This window comes from Pseudomonas sp. PA-6-3C, from assembly GCF_021605825.1.
GTDB lineage: Bacteria > Pseudomonadota > Gammaproteobacteria > Pseudomonadales > Pseudomonadaceae > Aquipseudomonas > Aquipseudomonas edaphica.
The window spans coordinates 53,667-76,922 of sequence record NZ_WKDV01000014.1 but is presented as its reverse complement, the minus strand read 5'-3'; the positions used below and the strand labels follow the sequence as shown (position 1 = coordinate 76,922).

The 23,256-nt window shown below is 58.5% G+C and carries 25 protein-coding genes, 1 tRNA gene and 1 pseudogene; 18 read left to right on the top strand and 9 right to left on the bottom strand.

From position 1 onward, the window contains the following. The first annotated feature begins 31 nt into the window (after nucleotides 1–31). From GIW48_RS12055 to GIW48_RS11985, 15 genes are all read left to right on the top strand, one after another. Entirely contained in the window at nucleotides 32–1,306 is a 1,275-nt protein-coding gene (locus GIW48_RS12055; RefSeq protein ID WP_236460882.1) for an ABC transporter substrate-binding protein, read from the top strand. A 21-nt stretch (nucleotides 1,307–1,327) separates the two neighbouring features. Beyond that, a complete protein-coding gene (locus GIW48_RS12050; protein WP_099547696.1) occupies nucleotides 1,328–2,290 on the top strand; it encodes a carbohydrate ABC transporter permease in 963 nt (320 codons plus the stop codon). Beyond that, nucleotides 2,287–3,129, top strand: coding sequence for a carbohydrate ABC transporter permease (locus GIW48_RS12045; RefSeq protein ID WP_236460883.1), 843 nt, complete (start codon nucleotides 2,287–2,289; stop codon nucleotides 3,127–3,129). Before GIW48_RS12050 ends, GIW48_RS12045 begins: the two co-directional genes overlap by 4 nt. A 27-nt stretch (nucleotides 3,130–3,156) precedes the next feature. Further along, nucleotides 3,157–4,302, top strand: a complete 1,146-nt coding sequence (locus tag GIW48_RS12040; protein ID WP_236460884.1) for an ABC transporter ATP-binding protein — start codon at nucleotides 3,157–3,159, stop codon at nucleotides 4,300–4,302. Nucleotides 4,303–4,331: 29 nt separating this feature from the next. Continuing rightward, a complete protein-coding gene (locus GIW48_RS12035) occupies nucleotides 4,332–5,801 on the top strand; it encodes a glycoside hydrolase family 32 protein (RefSeq protein WP_419789524.1) in 1,470 nt (489 codons plus the stop codon). Between the two features lie 82 nt (nucleotides 5,802–5,883). Continuing rightward, complete coding sequence (locus GIW48_RS12030) at nucleotides 5,884–6,876, top strand: LacI family DNA-binding transcriptional regulator (protein WP_169987118.1); 993 nt, start codon at nucleotides 5,884–5,886, stop codon at nucleotides 6,874–6,876. A 194-nt stretch (nucleotides 6,877–7,070) separates the two neighbouring features. After that, nucleotides 7,071–7,787 (top strand): autoinducer binding domain-containing protein, encoded by a 717-nt coding sequence (locus tag GIW48_RS12025; protein ID WP_236460886.1) that lies wholly within the window; start codon nucleotides 7,071–7,073, stop codon nucleotides 7,785–7,787. Between the two features lie 159 nt (nucleotides 7,788–7,946). After that, a complete protein-coding gene (locus GIW48_RS12020) occupies nucleotides 7,947–8,522 on the top strand; it encodes an acyl-homoserine-lactone synthase (protein ID WP_017139033.1) in 576 nt (191 codons plus the stop codon). A gap of 139 nt (nucleotides 8,523–8,661) precedes the next feature. Further along, a complete protein-coding gene (locus GIW48_RS12015) occupies nucleotides 8,662–9,255 on the top strand; it encodes an NAD(P)H-dependent oxidoreductase (RefSeq protein ID WP_017139032.1) in 594 nt (197 codons plus the stop codon). 13 nt (nucleotides 9,256–9,268) lie between these two features. Next, nucleotides 9,269–9,799 carry a DUF2867 domain-containing protein gene (locus GIW48_RS12010; RefSeq protein ID WP_236461222.1) on the top strand — a complete coding sequence of 177 codons (531 nt, stop codon included), beginning with the start codon at nucleotides 9,269–9,271 and terminating at the stop codon, nucleotides 9,797–9,799. Further along, nucleotides 9,796–11,001 (top strand): AfsA-related hotdog domain-containing protein, encoded by a 1,206-nt coding sequence (locus tag GIW48_RS12005; protein WP_236461220.1) that lies wholly within the window; start codon nucleotides 9,796–9,798, stop codon nucleotides 10,999–11,001. Before GIW48_RS12010 ends, GIW48_RS12005 begins: the two co-directional genes overlap by 4 nt. 13 nt (nucleotides 11,002–11,014) lie before the next feature. After that, on the top strand, nucleotides 11,015–12,163 hold the full coding sequence (locus tag GIW48_RS12000; protein WP_236461218.1) for an oxidoreductase: 1,149 nt from the start codon (nucleotides 11,015–11,017) through the stop codon (nucleotides 12,161–12,163). A gap of 1 nt (nucleotide 12,164) precedes the next feature. Continuing rightward, nucleotides 12,165–12,935 carry an SDR family NAD(P)-dependent oxidoreductase gene (locus GIW48_RS11995; RefSeq protein ID WP_017139028.1) on the top strand — a complete coding sequence of 257 codons (771 nt, stop codon included), beginning with the start codon at nucleotides 12,165–12,167 and terminating at the stop codon, nucleotides 12,933–12,935. An 8-nt stretch (nucleotides 12,936–12,943) separates the two neighbouring features. Then, nucleotides 12,944–13,711: an SDR family NAD(P)-dependent oxidoreductase gene (locus GIW48_RS11990; RefSeq protein ID WP_170038699.1), complete on the top strand. Its 768-nt coding sequence runs from the start codon at nucleotides 12,944–12,946 to the stop codon at nucleotides 13,709–13,711. After that, nucleotides 13,692–14,129 (top strand): hypothetical protein, encoded by a 438-nt coding sequence (locus tag GIW48_RS11985; protein WP_017139026.1) that lies wholly within the window; start codon nucleotides 13,692–13,694, stop codon nucleotides 14,127–14,129. The genes GIW48_RS11990 and GIW48_RS11985 overlap by 20 nt, the downstream gene beginning before the upstream one ends. Nucleotides 14,130–14,159: 30 nt before the next feature. Here the strand turns inward: GIW48_RS11985 and GIW48_RS11980 are convergent, their stop codons facing one another. Further along, entirely contained in the window at nucleotides 14,160–15,074 is a 915-nt protein-coding gene (locus tag GIW48_RS11980; protein WP_236461216.1) for a LysR family transcriptional regulator, read from the bottom strand. Between the two features lie 141 nt (nucleotides 15,075–15,215). Between GIW48_RS11980 and GIW48_RS11975 the strand changes: the two genes are divergently transcribed. Next, nucleotides 15,216–15,611, top strand: coding sequence for a RidA family protein (locus tag GIW48_RS11975; RefSeq protein ID WP_017139024.1), 396 nt, complete (start codon nucleotides 15,216–15,218; stop codon nucleotides 15,609–15,611). 266 nt (nucleotides 15,612–15,877) lie between these two features. On the opposite strand, the pseudogene GIW48_RS11970 reads toward GIW48_RS11975, so the two are convergent. The 6 genes and pseudogenes from GIW48_RS11970 to GIW48_RS11945 all read right to left on the bottom strand — a co-directional run. After that, nucleotides 15,878–16,111 (bottom strand): annotated as a pseudogene (locus tag GIW48_RS11970) (phage integrase central domain-containing protein); the annotation flags it as partial. A gap of 167 nt (nucleotides 16,112–16,278) precedes the next feature. Then, nucleotides 16,279–16,354, bottom strand: a tRNA-Gly gene (locus GIW48_RS11965). Between the two features lie 63 nt (nucleotides 16,355–16,417). Then, entirely contained in the window at nucleotides 16,418–16,978 is a 561-nt protein-coding gene (pgsA, locus tag GIW48_RS11960; protein WP_099547687.1) for a CDP-diacylglycerol--glycerol-3-phosphate 3-phosphatidyltransferase, read from the bottom strand. A gap of 32 nt (nucleotides 16,979–17,010) precedes the next feature. Further along, nucleotides 17,011–18,834 (bottom strand): excinuclease ABC subunit UvrC, encoded by a 1,824-nt coding sequence (gene uvrC / locus GIW48_RS11955; RefSeq protein ID WP_017139022.1) that lies wholly within the window; start codon nucleotides 18,832–18,834, stop codon nucleotides 17,011–17,013. A gap of 1 nt (nucleotide 18,835) precedes the next feature. Beyond that, nucleotides 18,836–19,477, bottom strand: a complete 642-nt coding sequence (gene gacA, locus GIW48_RS11950) for a response regulator transcription factor GacA (RefSeq protein WP_003190387.1) — start codon at nucleotides 19,475–19,477, stop codon at nucleotides 18,836–18,838. A gap of 151 nt (nucleotides 19,478–19,628) precedes the next feature. After that, nucleotides 19,629–19,994: a helix-turn-helix domain-containing protein gene (locus GIW48_RS11945; RefSeq protein WP_099547685.1), complete on the bottom strand. Its 366-nt coding sequence runs from the start codon at nucleotides 19,992–19,994 to the stop codon at nucleotides 19,629–19,631. 81 nt (nucleotides 19,995–20,075) lie between these two features. Between GIW48_RS11945 and GIW48_RS11940 the strand changes: the two genes are divergently transcribed. Beyond that, nucleotides 20,076–20,315 carry a DNA-binding protein gene (locus GIW48_RS11940; protein ID WP_017139021.1) on the top strand — a complete coding sequence of 80 codons (240 nt, stop codon included), beginning with the start codon at nucleotides 20,076–20,078 and terminating at the stop codon, nucleotides 20,313–20,315. Between the two features lie 35 nt (nucleotides 20,316–20,350). Here GIW48_RS11940 and GIW48_RS11935 read toward each other — a convergent pair whose 3' ends face one another. Both GIW48_RS11935 and GIW48_RS11930 read right to left on the bottom strand, forming a co-directional pair. Then, nucleotides 20,351–20,797 (bottom strand): GNAT family N-acetyltransferase, encoded by a 447-nt coding sequence (locus tag GIW48_RS11935; protein WP_099547684.1) that lies wholly within the window; start codon nucleotides 20,795–20,797, stop codon nucleotides 20,351–20,353. A gap of 1 nt (nucleotide 20,798) precedes the next feature. Next, nucleotides 20,799–21,548, bottom strand: a complete 750-nt coding sequence (locus GIW48_RS11930) for a carbon-nitrogen hydrolase family protein (protein WP_236461214.1) — start codon at nucleotides 21,546–21,548, stop codon at nucleotides 20,799–20,801. A 620-nt stretch (nucleotides 21,549–22,168) separates the two neighbouring features. Here GIW48_RS11930 and GIW48_RS11925 point away from each other — a divergent pair. Then, nucleotides 22,169–23,248, top strand: a complete 1,080-nt coding sequence (locus tag GIW48_RS11925) for a 3-deoxy-7-phosphoheptulonate synthase (protein WP_236461212.1) — start codon at nucleotides 22,169–22,171, stop codon at nucleotides 23,246–23,248. Nucleotides 23,249–23,256: the final 8 nt, after the last annotated feature.

Below are 23,256 nucleotides of genomic sequence, written 5' to 3'. Positions count from 1 at the left end.
CTTCTCTAAAAACAAAAATAAAGGGTGATCAATGAAACATCTGAAATCTCTTCTTCCTGCCGCACTGTTCACCCTCTGTGTCGGACTTCCATCCGTCTCGAACGCAGCCGATTTGACGATCTCGTGCGGCGCGGTGGGTGCGGAGCTGCAACTCTGCAAAGAGGCAGTCGAGGCATGGTCCAAACAGACCGGCCACAACGTCCAAGTGGTTTCCACGCCTAACTCGGCGACCGAGAGGTTGTCGTTCTACCAACAAATTCTCAGCGCGCAGTCCACTGACATCGACATCATTCAAATCGATATGGTGTGGCCCGGGATGCTGGCCAAACATCTGTTGGATTTGCGCGACGTGCTGCCCGCCGATGCGACGCAAGGCTACTTCCAGGCACAGGTGGATAACGCGACTGTGAATGGACGGCTAGTAACGATGCCGTGGTTCACCGACTCGGGCCTGCTGTATTACCGCAAGGACTTGCTCGAGAAGTACAACAAGCAGGTTCCCCAGACCTGGGAGGAAATGACCACTACCGCCAGGGAGGTTCAACAGGCTGAACGCAACGCCGGGAACGCCAATGCGTGGGGTTATATCTTCCAGGGACGCGCTTACGAGGGGCTGACGTGTAATGCGCTGGAGTGGATCAGCAGCCAACCGGAAGGCGGGCTGGTCAATCCACGCGGAGAGATCGTGGTCAACAGTCAGGCCTCAAGAACTGCTTTGGCCCTGGCGAAAAGCTGGGTAGGCGACATCTCCCCACGCGGCGTACTCAACTACACCGAGGAAGAAGGACGTGGCGTATTCCAGTCGGGAAATGCGTTGTTCATGCGTAACTGGCCTTATGTCTGGGCCCTGGTGCAAAGCCAGGACAGTGTCGTCAAGGACAAGGTTGGGGTTGCTCCCCTGCCCCGAGGTGGCATGACCGGTAGCCATGCGTCCACGCTCGGCGGCTGGGGCCTGGCGGTATCCCGTTACAGCGCTCATCCCAAACTCGCGGCAGAGTTGGTGAGCTACCTCACCGGTGCTCAAGAGCAAAAACACCGTGCCCTGATCGGCGCCTATAACCCGGTTATCGAGTCGCTGTATCAGGACCCCGAATTGCTCGCGTCAATGCCTTATTACAGTCAGCTCCACAGCATTCTCAGCGACGGGGTCATGCGCCCCGCCTCAATCACCGCCGAGCGTTACCCACGGGTCTCCAATGCGTTCTTCGATCGAGTGCATGGCGTGCTGGCAGGCGAGTTGCCTGTCGATCAGGCACTGGCCGAACTGGAAAGCGAACTCACGCGCATCAAACGCAAGAACTGGTAAGCCACAAGGAAGAAAATCACCATGCCTGCCTCTATTACCCATGCCTGCCCTGATGAGCGCCTGCTCATCAGGGAAACCCCCATAGAGCGTCGCCGAATACGCGCTGCCTGGCTGTTTCTGACACCGATGTTGCTGTGTCTGGCCCTGGTGGCCGCCTGGCCGCTGCTACGGACATTCTGGTTCAGCCTGACCGACGCCGACCTGGCGGACACCGGTGGCGGATCCTTCGTGGGCTTGAGCAATTATCTGTCCCGCGACGGCGCCAACTGGTCGGGCATCCTGGTTGATCCACAATGGTGGAACGCCGTGCGCAACACGTTGCATTTCACCGTGGTGTCGGTGGGACTGGAAGTCGTCCTGGGGCTGCTGGTGGCGTTGCTGCTGAACACCAAGTTCACCGGCCGCTCCCTGGTGCGCGCGCTGATTCTGATTCCGTGGGCAATTCCTACCATTGTCTCGGCGAAGATCTGGTCATGGATGCTCAACGACCAGTTCGGCATCATCAATCACATGATGCTGAGCGTCGGCCTGATTGATGCTCCCCTGGCCTGGACAGCAGATGCGGATCTGTCGATGTGGGCGGTCATCATCGTCGACGTCTGGAAGACGGTGCCTTTTGTCACGCTACTGATGCTGGCTGCCTTGCAGATGTTGCCGAGCGATTGTTACGAAGCCGCCAAGGTCGATGGTATTCATCCGCTGAAAGTGTTCTGGCGCGTTACGCTTCCACTGTTGATGCCAGCCTTGTTGGTGGCCGCGATCTTCCGCATCCTCGATTCCCTGCGGGTATTCGACGTCATCTATGTGCTGACCTCAAACTCTTCCAGCACCATGAGCATGTCGGTCTATGCCCGCCAACACTTGGTGGAGTTCCAGGATGTTGGCTATGGCAGCGCGGCCTCGACTCTGCTGTTTCTGGTCGTTGCGGTAATCGCCATGCTTTACCTCTACCTCGGACGCCGTCAAATGGAGGTTCGAGCATGAGCCTGCGCTTACTCAAAAAAGCGCTGTTGCGCTTCGGGTTCTGGTGCCTGATCGGGATTTTGTTGCTGTATGCGGTCTTCCCTTTCTATTACGCCATCGTGACGTCACTAAAGCCGTCCAGCGCTTTGTTCGAGGTCAGTTACTGGGTCGACAGTCCCGACTTTTCCAACTATGCGACGGTACTCCACCAAGCCTCATTCCTGCGGGCTATCGGTAACTCGCTGACGGTCGCGCTTTGCGTGGTGACGCTGGCGCTGTTCCTCAGTGTGACTGCCGCCTATGCCTTGGGAAGAGTGAAATTCCGTGGGCGTGGCACGGTATTGATGATGGTGCTGGGCGTGTCGATGTTTCCCCAGGTCGCGGTACTGTCGGGGCTGTTCGAAGTGATCCGCGCTCTGGGCCTGTACAACACGTCTTGGGCGTTGATCCTGAGCTACACCATTTTCACCCTGCCCTTCACCGTCTGGGTGCTGACCACGTTCATGGGTCAACTCCCTCATGAACTGGAAGAAGCGGCAATCATGGATGGCGCTTCGCCCTGGGTCACGCTTACCCGGGTGCTGTTGCCACTGCTATGGCCCGCACTGGTCACCACCGGTTTGTTGGCCTTTATCGCCGCGTGGAACGAGTTCCTGTTCGCCTTGACCTTCACCCTTACAGACTCACAACGCACGGTGCCTGTTGCCATCGCCTTGATTTCCGGCGGGAGCCCCCATGAGCTGCCTTGGGGGCTGTTGATGGCCGCATCGGTACTGGTCACCGTCCCACTGGTGGTCCTGGTGCTGATCTTCCAGCGTCGAATCGTTTCGGGCCTCACTGCCGGCGCGCTAAAGGGTTGATGCCCAACAACTACAAGGAACAGCATCGTGATCAAATTGAAGCTAGATAATGTGAACAAACAATTGGGCGGCGCACGGATTCTTCGCGACGTCAGCCTGGAGATTGCTGCGGGTGAATTCGTGGTCTTCGTTGGCCCTTCGGGTTGCGGAAAGTCGACCCTGCTGCGACTGATCGCCGGGCTGGATTCCATCTGCGGCGGCGACTTGTTGATCGACGGGCGAAGGGTCAACGACCTGGAACCGCGCGAGCGTGGCGTCGGCATGGTGTTTCAGTCTTATGCGTTGTACCCGCATATGAGCGTCTACGACAACATCAGCTTTGGTCTCAAACTGGCCAAGACTGAAAAGACCAGTCTGCGCGAGCGCGTGCTGAAAACTGCGCAAATCCTGCAGTTGGACAAACTGCTGCAACGCAAGCCAAAGGAACTGTCTGGCGGGCAGCGTCAGCGTGTGGCGATGGGTAGGGCCATGGCGCGCGAACCGGACATTTTGTTGTTCGATGAGCCGCTCTCCAATCTGGATGCATCCTTGCGGGTGCAGATGCGCAACGAAATCGCCCGGCTGCATGATCGACTTGGCTCGACAATGGTCTACGTCACCCACGATCAGGTGGAGGCGATGACCCTGGCGGATAAAATTGTTGTGCTCAACGGCGGTCGCGTAGAGCAGGTCGGCTCACCGCGTGAACTCTATGAGCGTCCAGCAAGCCGCTTTGTCGCCGGTTTCCTCGGCTCGCCCAAAATGAATTTTCTGGCGGCACGCCTGCAGGCCCCGGGAGCCACCAGCCTGGTCGACGCCCCCGTGTTGGGCATGACCACCCTGCCCTTCGAGAGCGCCGACCTGGCGGCGGGTACGTTGCTGACCCTAGGGGTTCGCCCCGAGCACATTTCGCTCAAAGCGGCAGAGGCAGACGCCGGAATCGTCGTGACCGGGGTCGAATACCTTGGCAGCGAAACGTATGTGCACCTCGAAACAGGTCAGGACGAGCCACTGATCTGTCGTTGTGAGGTCAGCGCCGGCTGGCAGGCTGGCGATCGGGTCGAGCTGCAGCTGGACATCGGCAACCTGCACCTGTTCGGCGAGGACGGCACTGCCTTGAAGCGCCCCCCCCACACTGTTGAAAACCCGCGCAGTGATGTCCCCCTGCACGCAGTCCGAGTACAGGCCCTATGACCATGCCGTCAAATAACATCAGCGATCCAATGTCTTCCTGCCTCGACCTTGCGCAGCGTGCACTGACTGATGGCCTGTCTCGCGTCATCCAGGATTATCGACCCGATTATCATATCGCCCCCCCGGCAGGCTGGATGAACGACCCTAACGGGGTCGTGTACTTTCGTGGCGAATACCACGTGTTCTATCAACATTACCCCTTCGAAGCCAAATGGGGCCCTATGTATTGGGGGCACGCCAAGAGTGCCGACCTGGTTCATTGGCAGCACCTGCCCATCGCGCTGGCACCTGGCGAAGACTTCGACCGTGACGGTTGTTTTTCCGGTAGTGCCGTGGTGTGTGGAGAGACCTTGGCCCTGATCTACACCGGCCACACCTGGCTGGGAGAAGTGGGGGATGAACGCTTGATCCGTCAAGTTCAGTGCCTGGCCACCAGCACTGACGGCATCCAGTTCGTCAAGCATGGCGCCGTCATCGAGACCCCACCGCAAGACACCATCATGCACTTTCGTGACCCCAAGGTATGGAAGGAAAATGGCTGCTGGTACCTCATTGTCGGCGCACGCCTGGGCGATACGCCGCTGCTGCCGTTGTACCGTTCCACCGATCTGCACGCCTGGGAGTTTCTCGACTATGTGGCAAGCGGCAGCGAGGGTGATGGCTATATGTGGGAATGCCCGGACATGTTTCGGCTAAACGGACACGATGTACTGCTGTACTCCCCTCAAGGAATGCAGTCCGAAGGTTACGAACGGCTCAACAAGTACCAGACGGGTTACCGCGTGGGCCGACTCGACAACGAGTGGCACTTCACTGGCGGGCCGTTTATCGAGCTGGATAATGGCCACGACTTCTATGCCGCACAAACGCTATTGGCCCCCGATGGTCGGCGCCTCGTGTGGGCGTGGCTCGACATGTGGGAAAGTCCGATGCCAAGCCAGGCCCATCATTGGTGCGGCATGCTCGGTTTGCCACGCGAGCTTGAACTCAGCGCAGATCGCCTTTGCATGTTTCCGGCACGAGAGCTCACCGCTCTGCGCCAGGCAGCGTTGCCGAGTACGCCCTGGTGGGATGAGCCGGGAACCCGGGACGTGCCGCACGTGAATGGCGATAGGCTGGAAATCCATGTGCACCTGGATGTGCTCGACTGCACCGATGGGCACTTGGGGATCGCCTTGCGCTGTAGCGACGATGGCCATGAACAGACCCTGCTCTACTACGATGCGGTGTTGCAGCGCCTGGTCCTTGACCGCAGCCGCTCAGGTGCGCAAGTCACCGGTCAGCGCAGCGTGGCGATAGACCCGACACAAGGCTTGCTGGCACTGCGTGTGTTCCTCGATCGCTCGTCCATTGAGGTGTTCGACGAAAACGGGCGCTTCAGCCTCAGCAGTCGCCTATACCCACAGCCCGGTAGTTTGGGTGTGAAGCTTGTTGCAAGCGGGAGTGGCGGACGTGTCTCGATTTCCAGGGCATGGTCTCTCGCCTCGGGATGGTTATGAGCAGCATCATTGGAGTCGCGAGAAGCGCAAACCATGTGTCATGTGTCATGATTCGTCGTCAATCTGACCGGTTTCTCCTCGCATGACTTCAGTGAAAGACGTTGCACAGCTGGCCGGTGTGTCCCTGATGACTGTTTCTCGAGCGCTCAGCAATCCTGAAAAATTGAGCCCCGAAACCTATCAGCGGGTGCGTCGTGCCATTGACGAACTGCAATTCGTACCGAGCATGTCGGCGCGAAAGATTCGCGGCGACAACCTCCAGAGTCGAACCATCGGTGTGTTCGCACTGGACACTGCTACAACACCGTTTGCTGTCGAGTTACTGCTGTCCATCGAACAGACCGCGCAGCAAGCTGGCTGGAATGTCTTTATCCTCAATCTGCTAAGCAACCCGCCCAGCGACCAGAATATCGACCTGATGCTATCGCACCGTCCCGACGGGCTGATCTTCAGTGCCATGGGGTTACGCCAGGTGTGCATTCCTGAGCGTTTGAAGAGCAAACCCCTGGTACTCGCCAATTGCCTGGCCGATGACAGTCACCTGGTCAGTTATGTGCCAGACGACGAAATGGGACAGTATCGGGCGGTACACCACGCCCTGAGCCAGGGCTATAGGCGCCCTCTGTGTATCAATTTGCCCAAAAAGAGCCTGGCCTGGCACCTGCGACAAAAAGGCATGCAGCGCGCCTGTCAGGCATTCGGCCTGGCGCCTGACGCGCTCCTGCAATACGACCTTTCTGATCATGACGCCTATGGTGAAACCGCAGCCATCCTCGACAGGCACATCATGGACGGTCGTCCCCAATTCGACATTCTGATCTGTGGCAACGACCGCATTGCCTTTTGTGCCTATCAGTTGTTGTTGGGCCGTGGCCTGAAAATTCCAGACGATGTCGCAGTACTCGGCTACGACAACATGATCGGTATCGCTGAACTGTTCATCCCACCGCTGACAACGGTACAACTGCCGTACTACGAGATCGGGCGCAGGGCCGCCCGGCACCTGATCGAAGCCCTCGACGTATCCGGAGCCCAGCCAGTTGATTGCCCATTGGTTGCCAGGACATCGCTATAAAGGATTTAGTTAATTCGGCGAAAGCCGCCCTCAGTTATCCAGCTACCGGTAGCACGACAGGGGCAGGCATTGCTGGCTCGGCGTGGTTGTGGCCGATCAGTCAACCCAGCCATGACAACACTGCCCTGCGTCATCAGTGCCTCCGAAAGTGATTTTCGGCGCAGATAGAACGTAACAAGGTCAATTCAAGGAGAATGACAGTGAAGTGGATGGATGATTTGCTAGACACGATCGACAATGCCCGAACCGAAGTTGAATTGTTGACCCGGATCGTAAGCACTGCAAAACATCTAGGGTTTGACTATTGCGCCTATGGGATCCGAATACCTATACCCGTCACCCGCCCCAAGGTCGTGATGAGCAACAACTTTCTGCCTTCGTGGCGACAACGCTATACCCAATGCGAATACATCGCCGTGGACCCGACGGTACAACACTGCACGAAATCGACGGTACCGATTGTCTGGGACGAGCAAATGACCCAGCAAAACCCGCAGATGTGGGAGGAAGCCCGCGCCGTCGGACTAGCCCACGGTTGGGCGCAATCCTGTCTGGACGGCCGCGGCAGCGGCGGCATGCTGACACTGGCGCGCCCCAATGACCCTATTACTCCCCAAGAGCTTGCCGCCAATCAAAAATACATGCGTTTTTTGGTGCAGGTCGCCCATCAGGGTTTCTTGCGCGTGCTGACACCGCACTGGCAATTACCACAGGAAAAATCGCTGTCGCGGCGCGAATGTGAAGTCCTTAAGTGGGCAGCCGACGGCAAGACCGCCCACGAGATCGGTTTGATCCTCTCGCTATCGCGGGAAACCATCAAGTTTCACCTGCGCAATGCAGGCTCGAAACTGGGCGTCCATAACTGTACCGCTACCGTAGTGCGCGCCACTTCACTGGGCTTGCTCGTCTAACACACAACTCAGTTCCGCACCTCTGATGCGTTAAGGTCGCTGAGTGATAACAACAATAATGATACTCGCACCTTGGCGGCACACCTGCCCAAAAGAGCAGTACCTAAGCATTCGATTATTCTGCCGAATAGCCCCTCGATTATTTGCCGAGGGTTCCTCATGTATATGACCACGGGTACGCGCCTTACATTACCGATAGAACTGTGGCAGGCCCTGTTGCTCTATCGCTATCGCGTATTTGTCGAGAAGCTTGGATGGCATCTGGATTGTGCGATCGGTGAGGAACTGGATCAATTCGACCGCGACGACACGGTATACGTGATCGCCCATCAAGGCCCGCGCATCGTCGGCGTAGCGCGGCTGCTGCCCACGCACAAGCCCTATCTGCTGGGAGAGGTGTTCCCCCAGGTGATTGGCGGCCAGGCACTCCCTCATTCCGCAGACATCTGGGAAATCTCCCGTTTTGCCGCCGTCGACCTGCAACAACAGACCTTCACTGGCCATTCACTGTCATCGCCGAACGCCGTGGCGCTACTGCACGAAGTGCTCAAGGTCGCGGCTCGCCACGAGGTTCGCCAATTGATCACGGTCTCTCCGCCGGGGATTGCCCGATTGTTGCGCAAAGCGGGCTTCGACGCGCATTGCGAGGGCAAGCTGACCGTAATCGACGGGCATAAGATCATGGCCAACTGGATCAGGGTACCGCCCAGCCTTGTTGATCGAGCAGTGGCCTGAAGCACCACGAAAGGCCTGCCGCTGCCGGCAAGTTGGCCAAGCCGACTCCCCAAAAGGTTAGGTTACAACCTCAGGCACCTACTCTTAAATAGTGCTGCATCGGCATTCCAACCGACTCTATAAAGGACACGCGCCCTACATGAAAAACGTCATTGTCATTTCTGGCCATCCTGATCTCTCGGTTTCCCGCGTCAATACCGCGATCATGAGCAAGATCAGCCATCGTGGCGTCAAGGTCCATAGCCTGGCCAGCGCGGTCACGCCCACCGGGTTCGATATTCATGCAGAGCAAGCGTTGCTCGATGCCCATGACCGCATCGTGTTGTTGTTTCCGTTGTATTGGTATTCCTGCCCGGCAATCATGAAACAGTGGATCGATGAAGTGTTCACCCCCGGCTATGCCTACGCACGCGGCGGCGACAAGCTCAAGAACAAGGAGTTCATGATCATCACCACGGTGGGTGCACCATCCACAGGCTACCGCGCTGGCGGGTTCAACCGTTACACACTGGATGAATTGCTCAGGCCTTTGCAGCAGACGGTGGCGTATGTCAAAGGTATCTACCTGCCTGTTGTCGGGATTTACGAATCGGTATTCATCGATGACGAATCAATCGACGTCACCGCTCGGAATGTCGCCGAACAGGTCATTGAGGACCAGGCATCCGCCGACCAGCTCTACGAAAACATGCTGTTGCAGGCCGAGCAGGCGCAAATCGCCCTGCTGCAATAAGGCGTCATCAAGGATGAAGACGCCAAATGACCAGATCCCACCGTGCGCCAGCCTGGTGGCCGCGCACCATGAGCTGAATTTTCTGCATTCGGACAGCGCGATCATCGACACCGAATCCACGGTATTCGAACTGTACTGCCAAATGACGGCCGCGACGCCCGCCTGGCTCAAAGGCGCGTTCAGGCTGCGCGACAGCATCTCCCAGCACTTTCACGTCGAGAGGATCGGCGGGTTCTCGGGCGTCACACCACAGTGCGTCCCGACGGTCGGCGAAAAGCTCGATTTCTTCACCATCGAGGCCATCAGCGCACAGAAGCTGGTACTGACCTCACGCGATACCCATCTGGCGGTCATGGTCTCGATCGATGCAACACTCGCGCAACCGCGTTGCCTGCATATCACCACCTCCGTCAAGACCTTCAACACGTTCGGCCGCCTGTACATGCTGCCGGTGGCGCCGGTGCATGGGCTCATCATCAAGCTTTTACTGTCCCACCTCCCCCTACATTCCCCAACTCGCTCACTTGGAGATCGCAACTCATGAACAGCGCAGACTCGATTGACCCTCATCTGTTGCACAAAGACACATCCAAGGATGTCCTGATCGCTCGACCAAGGCTGCTTCTGCCCAGTTTTCTCAGCACTCCGATCGGTGCCGAAATACTGGCTGGCAACACGCAGGATCAGGCCCTGTTCAAGGCCCTGTACCGTGCGCAAGATGGCCAGTATGTGCTGAGCTATCTGCCCTTGACCATCAGCGCGCAGCAGGCGAGCACACTCTCCACCTTCGAGATCCGCCTGACTGACTTCTATACCGAGTGCGGCGACCACTTCATCCTCACGGCTGAATTCATCCCCCAGCAGGCCCAACGCTACCTGGCCCAGCATTTTCAGGGCGGTGATACCGAAATACCGGCCGACCAGGTATTACGCATGATCGAATGCCTTGAAGCGCTCGCGCAGTGGGATAAGGCCAGGCAGGGGTCTTATCTGTTGATCAACGACACCAAGAATTACTACTTCTACAACAAGCAGCACGAACATGTACCAGGCCTGATGTTGATCGAAGTGGCCAGGCAAGCCATGTACCACTACGTCTACAACTACTTGGGACACCAACGCGGCGCAGTTTCCATTTCTATCGAAGACTTGCGCATTTCCTTCAATGCCTACACCGAATCGGCCTATGAAGTCGAAGTCGTGGTGCAGCAGGCCCAGGGCCTCAAGCGATCACAACCCAAGTCCATCGACAAGTGCGCGAACTTCTATCAGAACGGTCGGCTGGTGTCGCGTCTTTGGCTACAAGGCGCAGTGATCAAGTTACCGCTGTTCAAACGCATGCGCTCGTTGAACTACCCTCAGGATCATTGGTTTACCCCTTCTGATCGCTTGCCCAAGAACATCCTCGTGCATCACGCCGATAGCGTGTTGCAAGCCAGGCTGAGCCTGCTCTCGGTACTGGGAGTGCTGGTGACTCATCAAGCCGGGGCCATCGATTGGAGCACGGTCAGTACCGTATCGCTCTACATCGAAGGGGGTGGTTTCCTCAGTCTGCCAGTTGCTTCGAGCTGCTCCACCAGCGAGTCCGACCAGCGAGTGCTGGTGTTCGGCAAGCTGTCCAAGAACCAGGCCAGCGAACTGCGTGAAACGATCAAGTGCCACTGCTTCTTTGCCGGGCAGATGCAATGGGCCGCTGCCGCTGCCCCTTCACCTGCCTCTCTCGCCCACGAGCAAATCGTGGCATGAGGATCGTGCACCCATGAACTATGAGATATCACAACGCCCACTGGTGATCGGCCAGAGCGTTTCGCTGAAAAACCGCTTGTATTTCGCCCCGATGGGCATCGACCTGGCCACCTCGGACGGTTCGCTGTCCGAGGAAATGCTCACCTTCTATAAACATGTGATCGACGGTGGCTGCGCCATGGTGGTGCTGGGTAACTCCTCCATAGCGCCCTCCACGCGTCTGCATGCGCGTGGCCTGTGCCTGCACAGCGATGCCAACCTGGAAAAGCTCGTGCCGCTGGTGGAGTACGGTCGCCAGCGGGACTGCCCAGTGGTGGTGCAACTTCAGCATTACGGAGCCCAAGGCGGCACGCAGATCAGCGGCCAACCGCTGCTTTGCCCGAGCCGCAGTGCGTTATCCGCCAGCAGCGGCGCCGATCTATTGGTAGAGATGAGTGTCGAGGACATCGACGCTGTCTGCGATCAGTTTGCCCAAGCGGCTCTGCGTGCCAGGCAGGCCGGTGCCAGGATGGTCCAGCTTCAGGCATCCAACGGCTATCTGCTGAGCAGTTTTCTGTCGCCCTGGACCAACCATCGCCGTGACGCCTATGGCGCAAGCCCCATCAAGCGAGCGCGGTTCCTGCTGGAAGTCATCGACCGCATTCATAGGGTTACCGCTGGAGACCTGGAGGTTTCCGTGCGCCTGGGCATCGATGATTGTCTGGGCGCCAGAGGGCAGCAACCGGAACTGCTCGAGGACGTGGTGGCAGCCCTGGCGGACGCGGGGACGTCGGCAATCATGTGCTCGATCACCATCAAGGAAACCTTCCGCTACATGCTTACTGCCCATCCGACAATTCAGCGACAGTTCGTCGAAGGGGTACGCCTGATCAAGTCGTTCACCTCGCTCCCGGTCGGCTATGCCGGTTTCATTGGCTCCCTGCAGGAGGCAGAAGATCAACTGCGGCTTGGTCACTGCGACCTGATCGGCATGAGCCGGGCCCTTTTTGCCGATAACGACCTGATCAGCAAGTCGCTCGCCGGCCACGAGGATCAGGTCCAGCAATGCCGGTTTGACGGTAACTGCTTTCGGGACAAGAGCAATCCGCAACTCGATCGGGTGTATTGCTGTGTAAATGAGCATTACAAGCGTCCTGCTCACATCCATTACGGGAATCAATAACATGGAATTTAAAGACAAGAACATCGTCATTACCGGCGGTGCAAGCGGCATCGGCCTGGCGGTGGCAAAGCAACTGGCCGAAGCAGGCGCACGGCTGTTCCTGATGAGCAGGAACCAGCAAAAGGCTGACGCCGCTCTGGAGATACTGGGTGCTTCGGCGCAGTTCATCTTTTGCGATGTGGCGTCGCAAACGTCAGTAGCCGAGGCATTCGCGACGGTGGCTGGCGAGGTTGATCGGTTGCACTACGCAATCAACAACGCAGGCATTACCGCCCCCTACGCGCCGATCGCAACAATCCAACCGCAGGACTGGAACAGGGTCATCCACACCAACCTGAACGGCCCCCTTTACTGCCTGCAAAAAGAACTGGCATTGATCAGCCAGTACCCCAATGGAGCGATCGTCAACGTGTCCTCGTGCGCTGGCGTGATGCCCATGGCCAATCAGGCGGCCTATGTCGCCAGCAAGACAGCGCTCAATGCCTTGACGCAGGTCGCCGCCATGGAAAATGCCTGCGACAGCGAATCCCGCTTTGCCGTGCGCGTCAACGCCGTAGCGCCCGGGCCGACACTGGGAGGTATGAACTCTCCGGAACGGCTGGCTGCCCACCCGGAAAACACCCAGCGCAAGCTTGACGTGACGGCCATGAAGCGCTTTGCCCAGCCAGAGGAAATCGCCGATGCGATCGTGTTTTTGCTGAGCAAGAGATCCAGCTACATCACCGGCACGGTGCTCAGCGCCGATGGCGGCTATCACATCGGCAAATTCTAGGGGCAATCATGGCTAGCATATTGATCACCGGTGTAAGCACCGGTATCGGCAACGCTTTGGCGCGCTATCACCTGGCCAGGGGCGACGAAGTGCTCGCGGTGTCACGAAGCCCTGCGGCCAATATCCCGCCACAGGAGCGCTTCCACTTCCTGCGGTGCGATTTGACCGATATCGAGCGCGCGCCGGCAATCTTGCAGGCGTTGCTATCGCGCACCCCTACCCCGGTAGAGACCGTCTACCTGAATGCGGGAAGGTTCGGCAGCGCGCCCCAACTGGCCACGCAGACCTCGATGCAGGAGTTCAATAGCGTCTTGGCGCTCAACCTGGGCGCCGTGAAAATGGTCCTGGACATTATGCTGAGTGCGACGCAGCCCCCCAGTACCGTGGTCTTCTCATCATCGATTTCGGCACTGCGCCAACGTGCAGGGATGCTCTCATATTCGGTATCCAAGGCGGCGTTGAACGCCCTGGCAAAAATCTATCAATTGGAAAACCCACACAGCTTCTTTGCCGTTCTGGGGCTCTGCAACGTCCAAACAACGGTGGCACGAACCATCATGGCGGCGGATGAGCGTTTCAGCGACCTTGTCGCGCTGCGACAACGAGCGGCAACTCCCGGCTACATCGTCGACGCCGAGTCCCGCGCTGGGCATATCGCCTACGTCTTGGCCGAGCGCCATCGTAATGGACTGAAATCGGGAGAGTTCCAAGAAATTCGTGACTTGTTGAACCAGCCACTCCAGGAGGAGACTCGCAATGACCCAATCCACACATGAGAAAATCGTACGCGTCGGCGCTGCATACGACGTTCTTGCAATGGCTCCATTCGCCTTGCCGGTGGTGTCCATCTGGGCCTATTCACTGATCCAATGGCTCGATCATCAACTGGGCTTCGACAGCCCCTTCTCGACGCTCGACCCCACGGCCATGTTCCTGCTCAACATCGGTGCGTGGGCATATCTCGTGTGGGGCTTTGTGCGTTGGCGAGCCCCCACACGCGAACACGCCCGTCTCAGCGCCTTGCTACGCGTGATCGTAGTGGTATTGCAGGTAGTGGCCGTCAGCGGTGGCGCTTCGCCGTTCTTGCTGGTACTGGGTGCCGTTCAACTGGTGCTGGCGGTACTGGAGTTTTCCCACGGATTATTCGAGCGCAACGTCGCCAAACCCACCCAACAAGGGGCCCGCTCTTCCTGATCCTGCCGGGCCCCCATTGTGGGCCCTGTTTCACTTAACCACCGGCGCATGCTCGGCCATCAATTCTATTACCCAGTCGATAAATACCCGCACCTTGGCGCTGACGTGGCGATTCGGCGGGAATGCCAGATACATCGGCATTGGCGCCATGTGCCAGTCCTCAAACAGCGGCAGCAGCTCGCCGCTGATCAGGTGCGGTTTGGCCATGTACTGCGGTAGCCAAAGCATGCCCAGGCCAGCCAGGCCGGCGGCGAGGTACGCATTACCGTCGTCGACCGTCAGTTGCGGGCGACCCTGGGCCTCAATGCGTTCCTCACCCCGCTGCATCGCGTAGGGCAAGGATTTGCCGGTACGAAACCAGAGGAAGCCAACGGTACTGTGCCTGCCCTCCTCCATCTCACGAGGGTGCGCCGGCATACCGAAGCGCTGCAGATAGCCGGGCGCGGCATACATGCCGATGTTCAGATCGCCCACATGCCTTGCCACCAGGAACTGATCGGTGATCTCGCCGCCGCGCAACACGCAGTCGACGTTTTCGCCAATGATATCGACGATGCGATCGCTCGCGCCCACGGTCAGCTGGATTTCCGGGTAGCGTGCAAAGAACCCCGGCAAGGCGGGTATCAGCAGCATTCGCGCCAGCGGGCTGGGCACATCCACCCGCAGCCGCCCGCGCGGTGTCATCGACGCGCTGGACAGGCTGGTCTCGGCGTCGTCCATATCGACCAGTAGCCGGATGACGCGCTCGTAGTAGGCCGCGCCGTCGGCGGTGACGTTGACCTTGCGTGTGGTGCGGTTGAGCAAACGCACACGCAGCCTCGCTTCCAGTTGCTGAACGAGCTGCGTCACGGTGGTCTTGCTCATGTGCAGGGTGGCTGCCGCCTTGGTGAAGCTGCCGGTTTCCACCACTCGGGCAAAGGCCTGCATTGCATCGAAACGGTCCATTTCACGCCTCACTCGGATCTGGATAGTTTGGATTCTACAAACAGTCATGACCAGCGTTGCGCGTTTATTCAGGTCGCTCGTCTTTTTACACTGGCTCCATCGTAAACAGCGGGCCGCGATGGCCCCCGAAGGAGGTATGCAATGACCCGCAAACGTGATGTCGTTTTCCCGCCTGACCGCCATGCACTGTACGAGCTCCACCGCTACTCACCGGCGATTCGCTCCAACGGTTTTCTGTTCGTATCCGGTCAGGTCGGCAGCCGCAAGGATGGCTCGGCCGAGCCAGACCTCGCGGCACAGGTTCGCCTGGCCTTCGCCAACCTCAACGCGATCCTGGCCGAGGCCGGCAGTAGTTTCGAGGATGTGGTGGACACGACCATCTTCATGGTCGACCCCGACTCAACATTCGAAACAATCTGGGAAGTAGCGGCCGAGTACTGGGGCGAAGCTCCCTACCCGACGGCGACCGCTATCGGCGTGACCTGGTTGTCCGGCTTCGACTTCGAGATCAAGGTGATTGCCAAACTATCCCCATAAACTCAGCTCAGGCCTTCTCCGACCGACAAAGGGAACCCTCTTGTTTTTTCTGAAGTGACCCTCCACTCCCGGTCGGTTTATGCCTGATGTCATCGCCTGCTTCTGGCCAGGCTGTGTGAAAACACATGTTTATAACGATTCGGCCATGGGGGTATTTGTCTAGGTTTTGAGGCACCATATCGTCTCTAGGAAGCCAACAGCTCGACGCAGCTCGCAAACCAAATCAGGAAGAATGCTCCATCAGTAGATAGGGGTGTTCGTCACCGGGGATTGAGTTCCATACCTTCGACCTTTACCAGGGCATAGTGAAACAGCTGGTTGAACCAGGTTCGGCATTTTTCAGCCATGATGAAGGCTTTGCGTTGTTCGATGGTATTGAGAATGGCCAGCAGGTCATGGCGGGTGATGCTTTTGATAGGACGTTCAGCGAGGGTCGGCAAAATGTCTTTTTTGAAGACCCTGAGGATTTGCGAGAGGGAGGTTTGGCGACCTGAGGGGATCCAGCAACAATACGAATTCGAGTCTGTCGGTTAGACAGTACTTAAAACGATACTTAAACGTACCGGATTGCCCTGGATTCCAGTAGTTTTCCGCAGAAACGAAAAAAGACGCCTAAGCGTCTATTTCGTGGATCCCAGCGTCCAGTGGACATCTGTGGATCAAATTTTGGAGCGGGAAACGAGACTCGAACTCGCGACCCCGACCTTGGCAAGGTCGTGCTCTACCAACTGAGCTATTCCCGCGTCTTGGTGGTGTGCATTCTATAGAATCCAGAACCCCCGTCAACCCCTTGATTCAAAAAAGTTTTATTTCTTTTCAACGGTGGTACGCAGATGCGGCCAGGCGGCGCGCAAATACTGAAGCATGGACCACAGGGTCAGGCCGGCGGCGATGAGCAGCAAGGCGTAACCGATAAGAACCCAAATCGAGAAGTCCGATGGGTTGGCCAGCAAAATCACCAGCGCAAGCATTTGCGCGGCGGTTTTCCATTTGCCCATGTTGGAGACGGCCACGTGGGCGCGGGCGCCGATTTCGGCCATCCACTCGCGCAGGGCCGAGACAACGATCTCGCGGCCGATGATCACGGCGGCCGGCAGGGTCAGCCACAGGTTGCCATGTTCCTGCACCAGCAGGACCAGGGCGACGGCGACCATGAGTTTGTCGGCCACAGGGTCAAGGAACGCGCCGAATGGCGTGCTCTGCTCCAGGCGGCGCGCCAGGTAGCCGTCGAGCCAGTCGGTTGCGGCAGCGAAGGCAAACACCGAACTGGAGGCGGCGTAGCTCCATTCGTAGGGCAAATAGAACAACAAAATGAAAATCGGGATAAGCAGGACGCGTAGAACGGTGATCAGATTAGGGATATTCATCGGCACAACTGGCTACGAGGTGAGAAGGCATTCTATTCGCTGTGCAGACTTGCATAAATCAATTCTGCGAGCTTTTTACTGATACCGGGGGCTTTGGCTATTTCGTCAATGCTGGCACGGGATAGCTCCTGCAAGCCACCAAAATGTTTAAGCAAGTCGCGACGGCGCGTCGGGCCAACGCCCGCCACCCCTTCCAGGGTTGAGGTTCGCCGGGTTTTGCCACGGCGGGCGCGGTGGCCGGTAATGGCAAAACGGTGGGCTTCGTCACGAATCTGTTGGATCAGGTGCAATGCGGGTGAGTCGCCCTTCAAAGTGAACTCATGGGCGGCATCATTCAAGTACAACGTCTCGAAACCGGCCTTGCGCGTGGCGCCCTTGGCCACGCCGAGCAGGATCAGGTCGGGCACGGCCAGTTCGTTGAGCACGTCACGGGCCATGGACAACTGGCCCTTGCCGCCGTCTACCAGCAGGATATCGGGGAGCTTGCCCTCGCCGTCCTTGAGCTTACTGAAGCGCCGCGTGAGCGCCTGGTGCATGGCGGCGTAGTCATCGCCGGCGGTGACGCCTTCGATATTGTAGCGCCGGTAATCGGACTTGATCGGCCCTTCCGGCCCGAATACCACGCAGGAGGCCACGGTGGCTTCGCCGCTGGAGTGGCTAATGTCGTAGCACTCCAGGCGCTGGGGCGGCTCGTCGAGGTTGAGGACCTCGGCCAGGGCATCGAAACGTGCGGCAACGTGCTGACGATTGGCCAGACGCGCGCCCAGGGCCTGTTCGGCGTTGGTCACCGCCAGTTGCTGCCAGCGCGCGCGGGTACCGCGTACACGGTGGCTGATGTCCAGCTCGCGCCCGCGCAGCTCGTGGATCGCCTCGATCAGCGTGGGGAAGTCCTCATGCACCACGTTGACGATCAGTTCGGACGGCAAGTCGCGCTCGGGGCTACTGACGTAGTACTGGCCAAGGAAGGCGGCCATGACTTCGGCCACTTCCTCGTCGATACCGGTCTGCGGGAAGAAGTTCTTGCTGCCCAACACTCGCCCGCCACGCACGCTGATCAGGTGCACACAGGCGCCGCCCGGGTTGACGAATGCAGCGATCACATCGACGTCGCCGTTGCCACCCTCCATGCTTTGCTGGTCCTGCACGCGGCGCAACAGCGAAATCTGGTCGCGCAACTCAGCGGCCCGTTCGAAATCCAGGGTGCTGGCGGCCTGCTCCATGGCGCCGGAGAGTTCATCGGTGAGGGCATTGCTGCGTCCTTCGAGGAACATCACCGAATGGCGCACGTCTTCGGCGTACTCAGCAGGTTCAACCAAGCCGACACAGGGTGCCTTGCAACGTTTGATCTGGTATTGCAGGCACGGCCGCGTGCGGTTTTTGTAGAAGCTGTCTTCGCACTGGCGCACAAAAAAGGTCTTTTGCAGCAGGCTCAGGCTTTCGCGGATCGCACCGGCGCTCGGGTACGGGCCGAAATACTTGCCTTTGGCCTTCTTTGCGCCTCGGTGAATGCTCAGGCGCGGGAAGTTGCCGTCGGACAAATACACATAGGGGTAGGATTTGTCGTCACGCAGCAGGATGTTGTAGGGCGGCCGCCACTCCTTGATCAGCGTCTGCTCCAGCAGCAGCGCCTCGGTTTCATTGGCGGTGATGGTGGTTTCAACCTGGGCGATACGCGCCACCAGCGCGGCGGTTTTCGGCGCCAGCCCGGCCTTGCGAAAGTAGCTCGCCAGGCGGTTCTTCAGGTTCTTGGCTTTGCCCACATAAAGCAGGCGTGCCTCGCTGTCGAACATGCGGTACACGCCAGGGCGGCCACTGCAGGTTGAGAGAAAGGCACTTGGATCAAACGGTGTGGTCATGTCAGGCGCTGGCGTCCACCATGCCGTGGCGTACCGCGAGCAGGGTCAACTCAACATCACTGCTGATGGCGAGCTTCTCGAAAATACGATAGCGGTAGGTGTTGACGGTTTTGGGCGACAGGCACAGCTTGTCGGAGATCGTCTGTACTTTCTGGCAGCCGACGATCATCAAGGCGATCTGGATTTCCCGCTCCGACAGCGCATCAAACGGCGAGTCGCTGGTAGGCTGGAACGATTTGATCGCCAACTGCTGGGCAATCTGTGGGCTGATATAGCGCTGGCCGGCAAATACCAGGCGTATGGCTTGCACCATCTCGGCCAGGCCTGCGCCCTTGGTCAGGTAACCGGCTGCCCCAGCTTGCAGAAGCCGTGTAGGAAACGGATCTTCCTCGCACACAGTGACCACCACGACCTTGATGTCCGGATGGCTGCGCAACAATTTGGTGGTGGCACCAAGACCGCCAATCCCAGGCATCTTGACGTCCATCAAAACCACATCGGGTTTCAACTCCCGAGCCTTGATCAGGGATTCCTCCCCCGATTCAGCCTGGCCGACTACTTGCAGGCCATCGATGTCAGCCAGCATTCGTGTAATGCCCGTACGAACGAGATCATGGTCATCGACTACTAGCACCCTAATCAAGCAGACACCTCGCGATATGGTCTTATAGGTTGCTGAACACCTTAGCAAAAAACCAAGGCGCAGACCTAGCTGCTAGCGTCATATATATAGAGTTTCAACGCGATGCGGCGGCCCGTCGGATGACAAGCAGCGCTATTTCCTGGGTAAAAGGTCAGGAATCCTGGGGTTGCGGTTTGCTTTTCCCATTCGACGCAGCCGAATGTTCGGCCAGGGTAGACGTCAGGCGGCGGATTGCATCCTGGTCTTCCTTGAACATGGCGCGGTAATCACCGAGGACCTTTTCTTCTATCTGGCTGAGGTTTTCCAATTGAATCGGGGTGGCGTTGCCGGTCAACACATACAGGATGTCCACACCTTTTTCGGCTACCCGTGACAGGTAGTCGGCTTTAGGCGCCCGGCCCCCATTTTCATATTTACCCTGGGCATTGGCCTCAACCCCTCCAATTTCACCAAATGCTTTTTGCGACAAGCCAAGTCGCTCTCTTTCTTGCCGCAAACGCGAACCGATTCCACTCATTTGGATGTATGATCCTATCTGGCACACCCCAAGAGGTGACACATTCATCTCGTATTACACAAACTTGAACGGTTTTGAACTATGCCCGGAATCCGTACCGCTGCACAAGCCAAGGCCTGGCTGGAATATCAAGGAAAGTCAGTTCAAGCGTTCGCACGTGAACATGGCGTTGATCCGGCCACCACGTATCAAGTGCTTGCTGGGCGTAAAAAGGGACGGCGTGGGGAAGCCCATAAAGTAGCGGTGCTGCTGGGCATGAAAGAAGGGATTATCGTGGATGAACGCGTCGCTCAACACCTTAATCCAAGCAGTGTGTCCTGAGCGCAGTATGCGCTTATTCCTACAGCGTGCCTGATTTAGTCCACGACAGCCGCCCGACACTCGCGCTCCATGCGCCAAAAGCAGTCCTCCTCCCCGACAATACTCAACCCTTGGCGCTGATACAGGCGTCTCGCCGGGTTGGTCTTGAACACGGTCAAGCGTAAAAGGCCCAAGCCCTGCGCACACGTCTTAAGCACCATCTGCTGTAACACCCAACTGCCAGCGCCCTGTTTGCGGCAGCGCTCGAGCAGGTGTAATTCGCGAATATAGAGTGCCTGGCTGTCACGATTCACGCTGATAAACCCCATCACGGTTTCATTCTGGCAAATCAGCCAGTTTTCACGCGAAGCCCAGGCGACGTCAAAGCCATGGTCAGACCACAACAAATCGTACTGCAGGTAATAGCGGTTCATGGCTTCATGGGTCAGCGTTCGTGCGAATGGCAGGTCGCGGTCCGTCGCCGCGCGCAGGTGAAAAGCCATTTCAGAAGGCTACCACTTGGCCAGTCCATTGCTCACCGTTGCGGCGAGCAATCACCAAGGCCTCGCCAATGCCCGGTACGTCGGCAAGCAGGGTTTCATCAGCGCTCCAGATAGCGCTGCGCCCCGCACAGGTATAACCGCCGGACGGGCCACCATGGTTGGCCATCAGTACCAGCATGCGATGCTCTGCGGCATACCCCTGAAGCAGCGCGCTGTCGGTCGCGTACCCGCCTTCGCTGATCAGCACACCGGCGGCGTACACCGTAGCGCCAGCCTCTGCCGCCAGACGCGGATGGCTGGCGTGGGAAAAGTCCGCACAGACCGCCAGCGCAATCCGGTCATCCGCCCATTCGAGTGCTGCACCTCCCTTCCCTGCGACAAACGCCACCTCTTCGCCCGGGTGCAAATGCTGCTTGGTGTAGACCGCCAGCGAGCCATCTGCGCCCAACACCAGGGCGCCAATAAACGCACCGGTCCCGGGTGCCAAGCGAATCGGCATGCCCACCACTGCGGTCATTCGCAGCTCTTGCGCCATCTCACGCAGCGGCGCCAGCAGCACGTCCTCGGGCGTAATTGCCAGTTGGGCGGCCAAAGCGGGTTCATAGCCGGTCAACGACAATTCCGGAAACACCAACAATTGCACGCCCTGCTCCGCCGCCGCCTGCATGAACCTCAGGTGCCCCTGGATGTTGCCCGGCACGTCGCCGGCGATGGAAGTGGTTTGAGCTGCGGCGAGGGTCAAGGCAGTCATGGTCGCGTCCTGGCAATCATTATTAACGTGTTACCAGCATATCGGCACTTACCCCATAGCCGTAAGTAGGTCATGCGATAGAAATTACTGATTGAATCAACCCGCGTGCCTCTAGTAAGCTCCCCCCATCATTTGGAGAAACACCATGTTGCAACTCACCCACACTCAGGTTTGCCCTGCTGCCAGCGCCCCGCGCTTGGTGTCGGCTACCCGTGTGAGCGGTTTGAGCGCACTGGTCAGCTTTTATTTTGGGTATTGGTTTAGCCACTGGCGCGCCTGATACCTGAAATCGGCGCCCACTACTCAAGGGGTCGCCTACCAGAGAAATCTAACCCCCGGTCGGCTCCCCGACCGGGGGTTTTGTTTTTTCAAGGCCCCAATAATTTTGCTTCACACCGAACACTAAAAGGACTCACGACATGAACTACGCCACTTATTACCGTTACGACACTTCGACTGCATGGCGATTTAGCAAGCTCCGTTCGGGACAGCCTGCCGCCTCCGATCGGTCACCTATTGGTGGCAAGCCAACACACGTAGCCAATACGGCCAATTGTCGAACACCCCAGTAGGGCAGAGCGTGCGGGAACAGCCCGCCGCTTGCCCAGGAAGCCTTGAATATGAACTCTGCCACTGCCGCCTTGCCTGTTGCCAACCTGTCCAGCGCCAATGAAGCCCTGACCCAGCGCCTGCCCAGTTCCCTTGAACTCAAGCACCAGTTGCCCCTCAGCCCGTTCCTCAACGAACAGATCCACGCCCATCGCCAAGCCGTGCGCGCCATCCTCAATGGCGAAGACTCGCGTTTGCTGGTGATTGTCGGCCCGTGTTCGATCCACGACCCCGAGTCGGCCATGGAATACGCGCGCAACCTCAAGAAGCTCGCGCTGGAAGTCAGCGACCAGATGCTGCTGGTGATCCGTGCCTACGTCGAAAAACCGCGCACCACCATCGGCTGGAAAGGCCTGGCCTACGACCCGCACCTGGATGGCAGCGACGACATGGCCGCAGGCTTGACCCTGTCGCGCGAACTGATGCGCGAGATGCTGCGCCTGGGTTTGCCGGTCGCCACCGAGCTGCTGCAACCCATGGCCGCCGGCTACTTCGATGACCTGCTCAGTTGGGTCGCCATCGGCGCACGCACCACCGAATCGCAGATCCACCGCGAAATGGCCAGCGGCCTGGGCATGCCGGTCGGCTTCAAGAATGGCACCGACGGCGGCGTCGCGATTGCCTGTGATGCGATGCGCTCAGCCTGCCACCCGCATCGTCACTTCGGCGTGGACAGCCAAGGCCATCCGGCGATCATCCAGACACCCGGCAACCCCGATACGCACCTGGTACTGCGCGGCGGTCATCGTGGGCCGAACTACGATGCGCAAAGCGTGGCGCAGGTGAAACACGACCTGGCCAAGTCCAAGGTCGCGGCGCGCATCATGGTCGATTGCAGCCACGCCAACAGCGGCAAAGACCCGCTGCGTCAACCGGCGGTGTTCAATGACGTGCTCGAGCAGCGCCTGCAGGGTGACACGTCGCTGATCGGCATGATGCTCGAAAGCCACCTGTTCGAAGGCTGCCAACCGTTGAGCGCGTCGATGAAGTACGGGGTGTCGGTGACCGATGGTTGCCTGGGCTGGAACGGCACCGAGCAATTGCTGCGCAGTGCGGCTGAGCGCCTCCGCCAGCAACACACAGCCAACTGATCCATGCA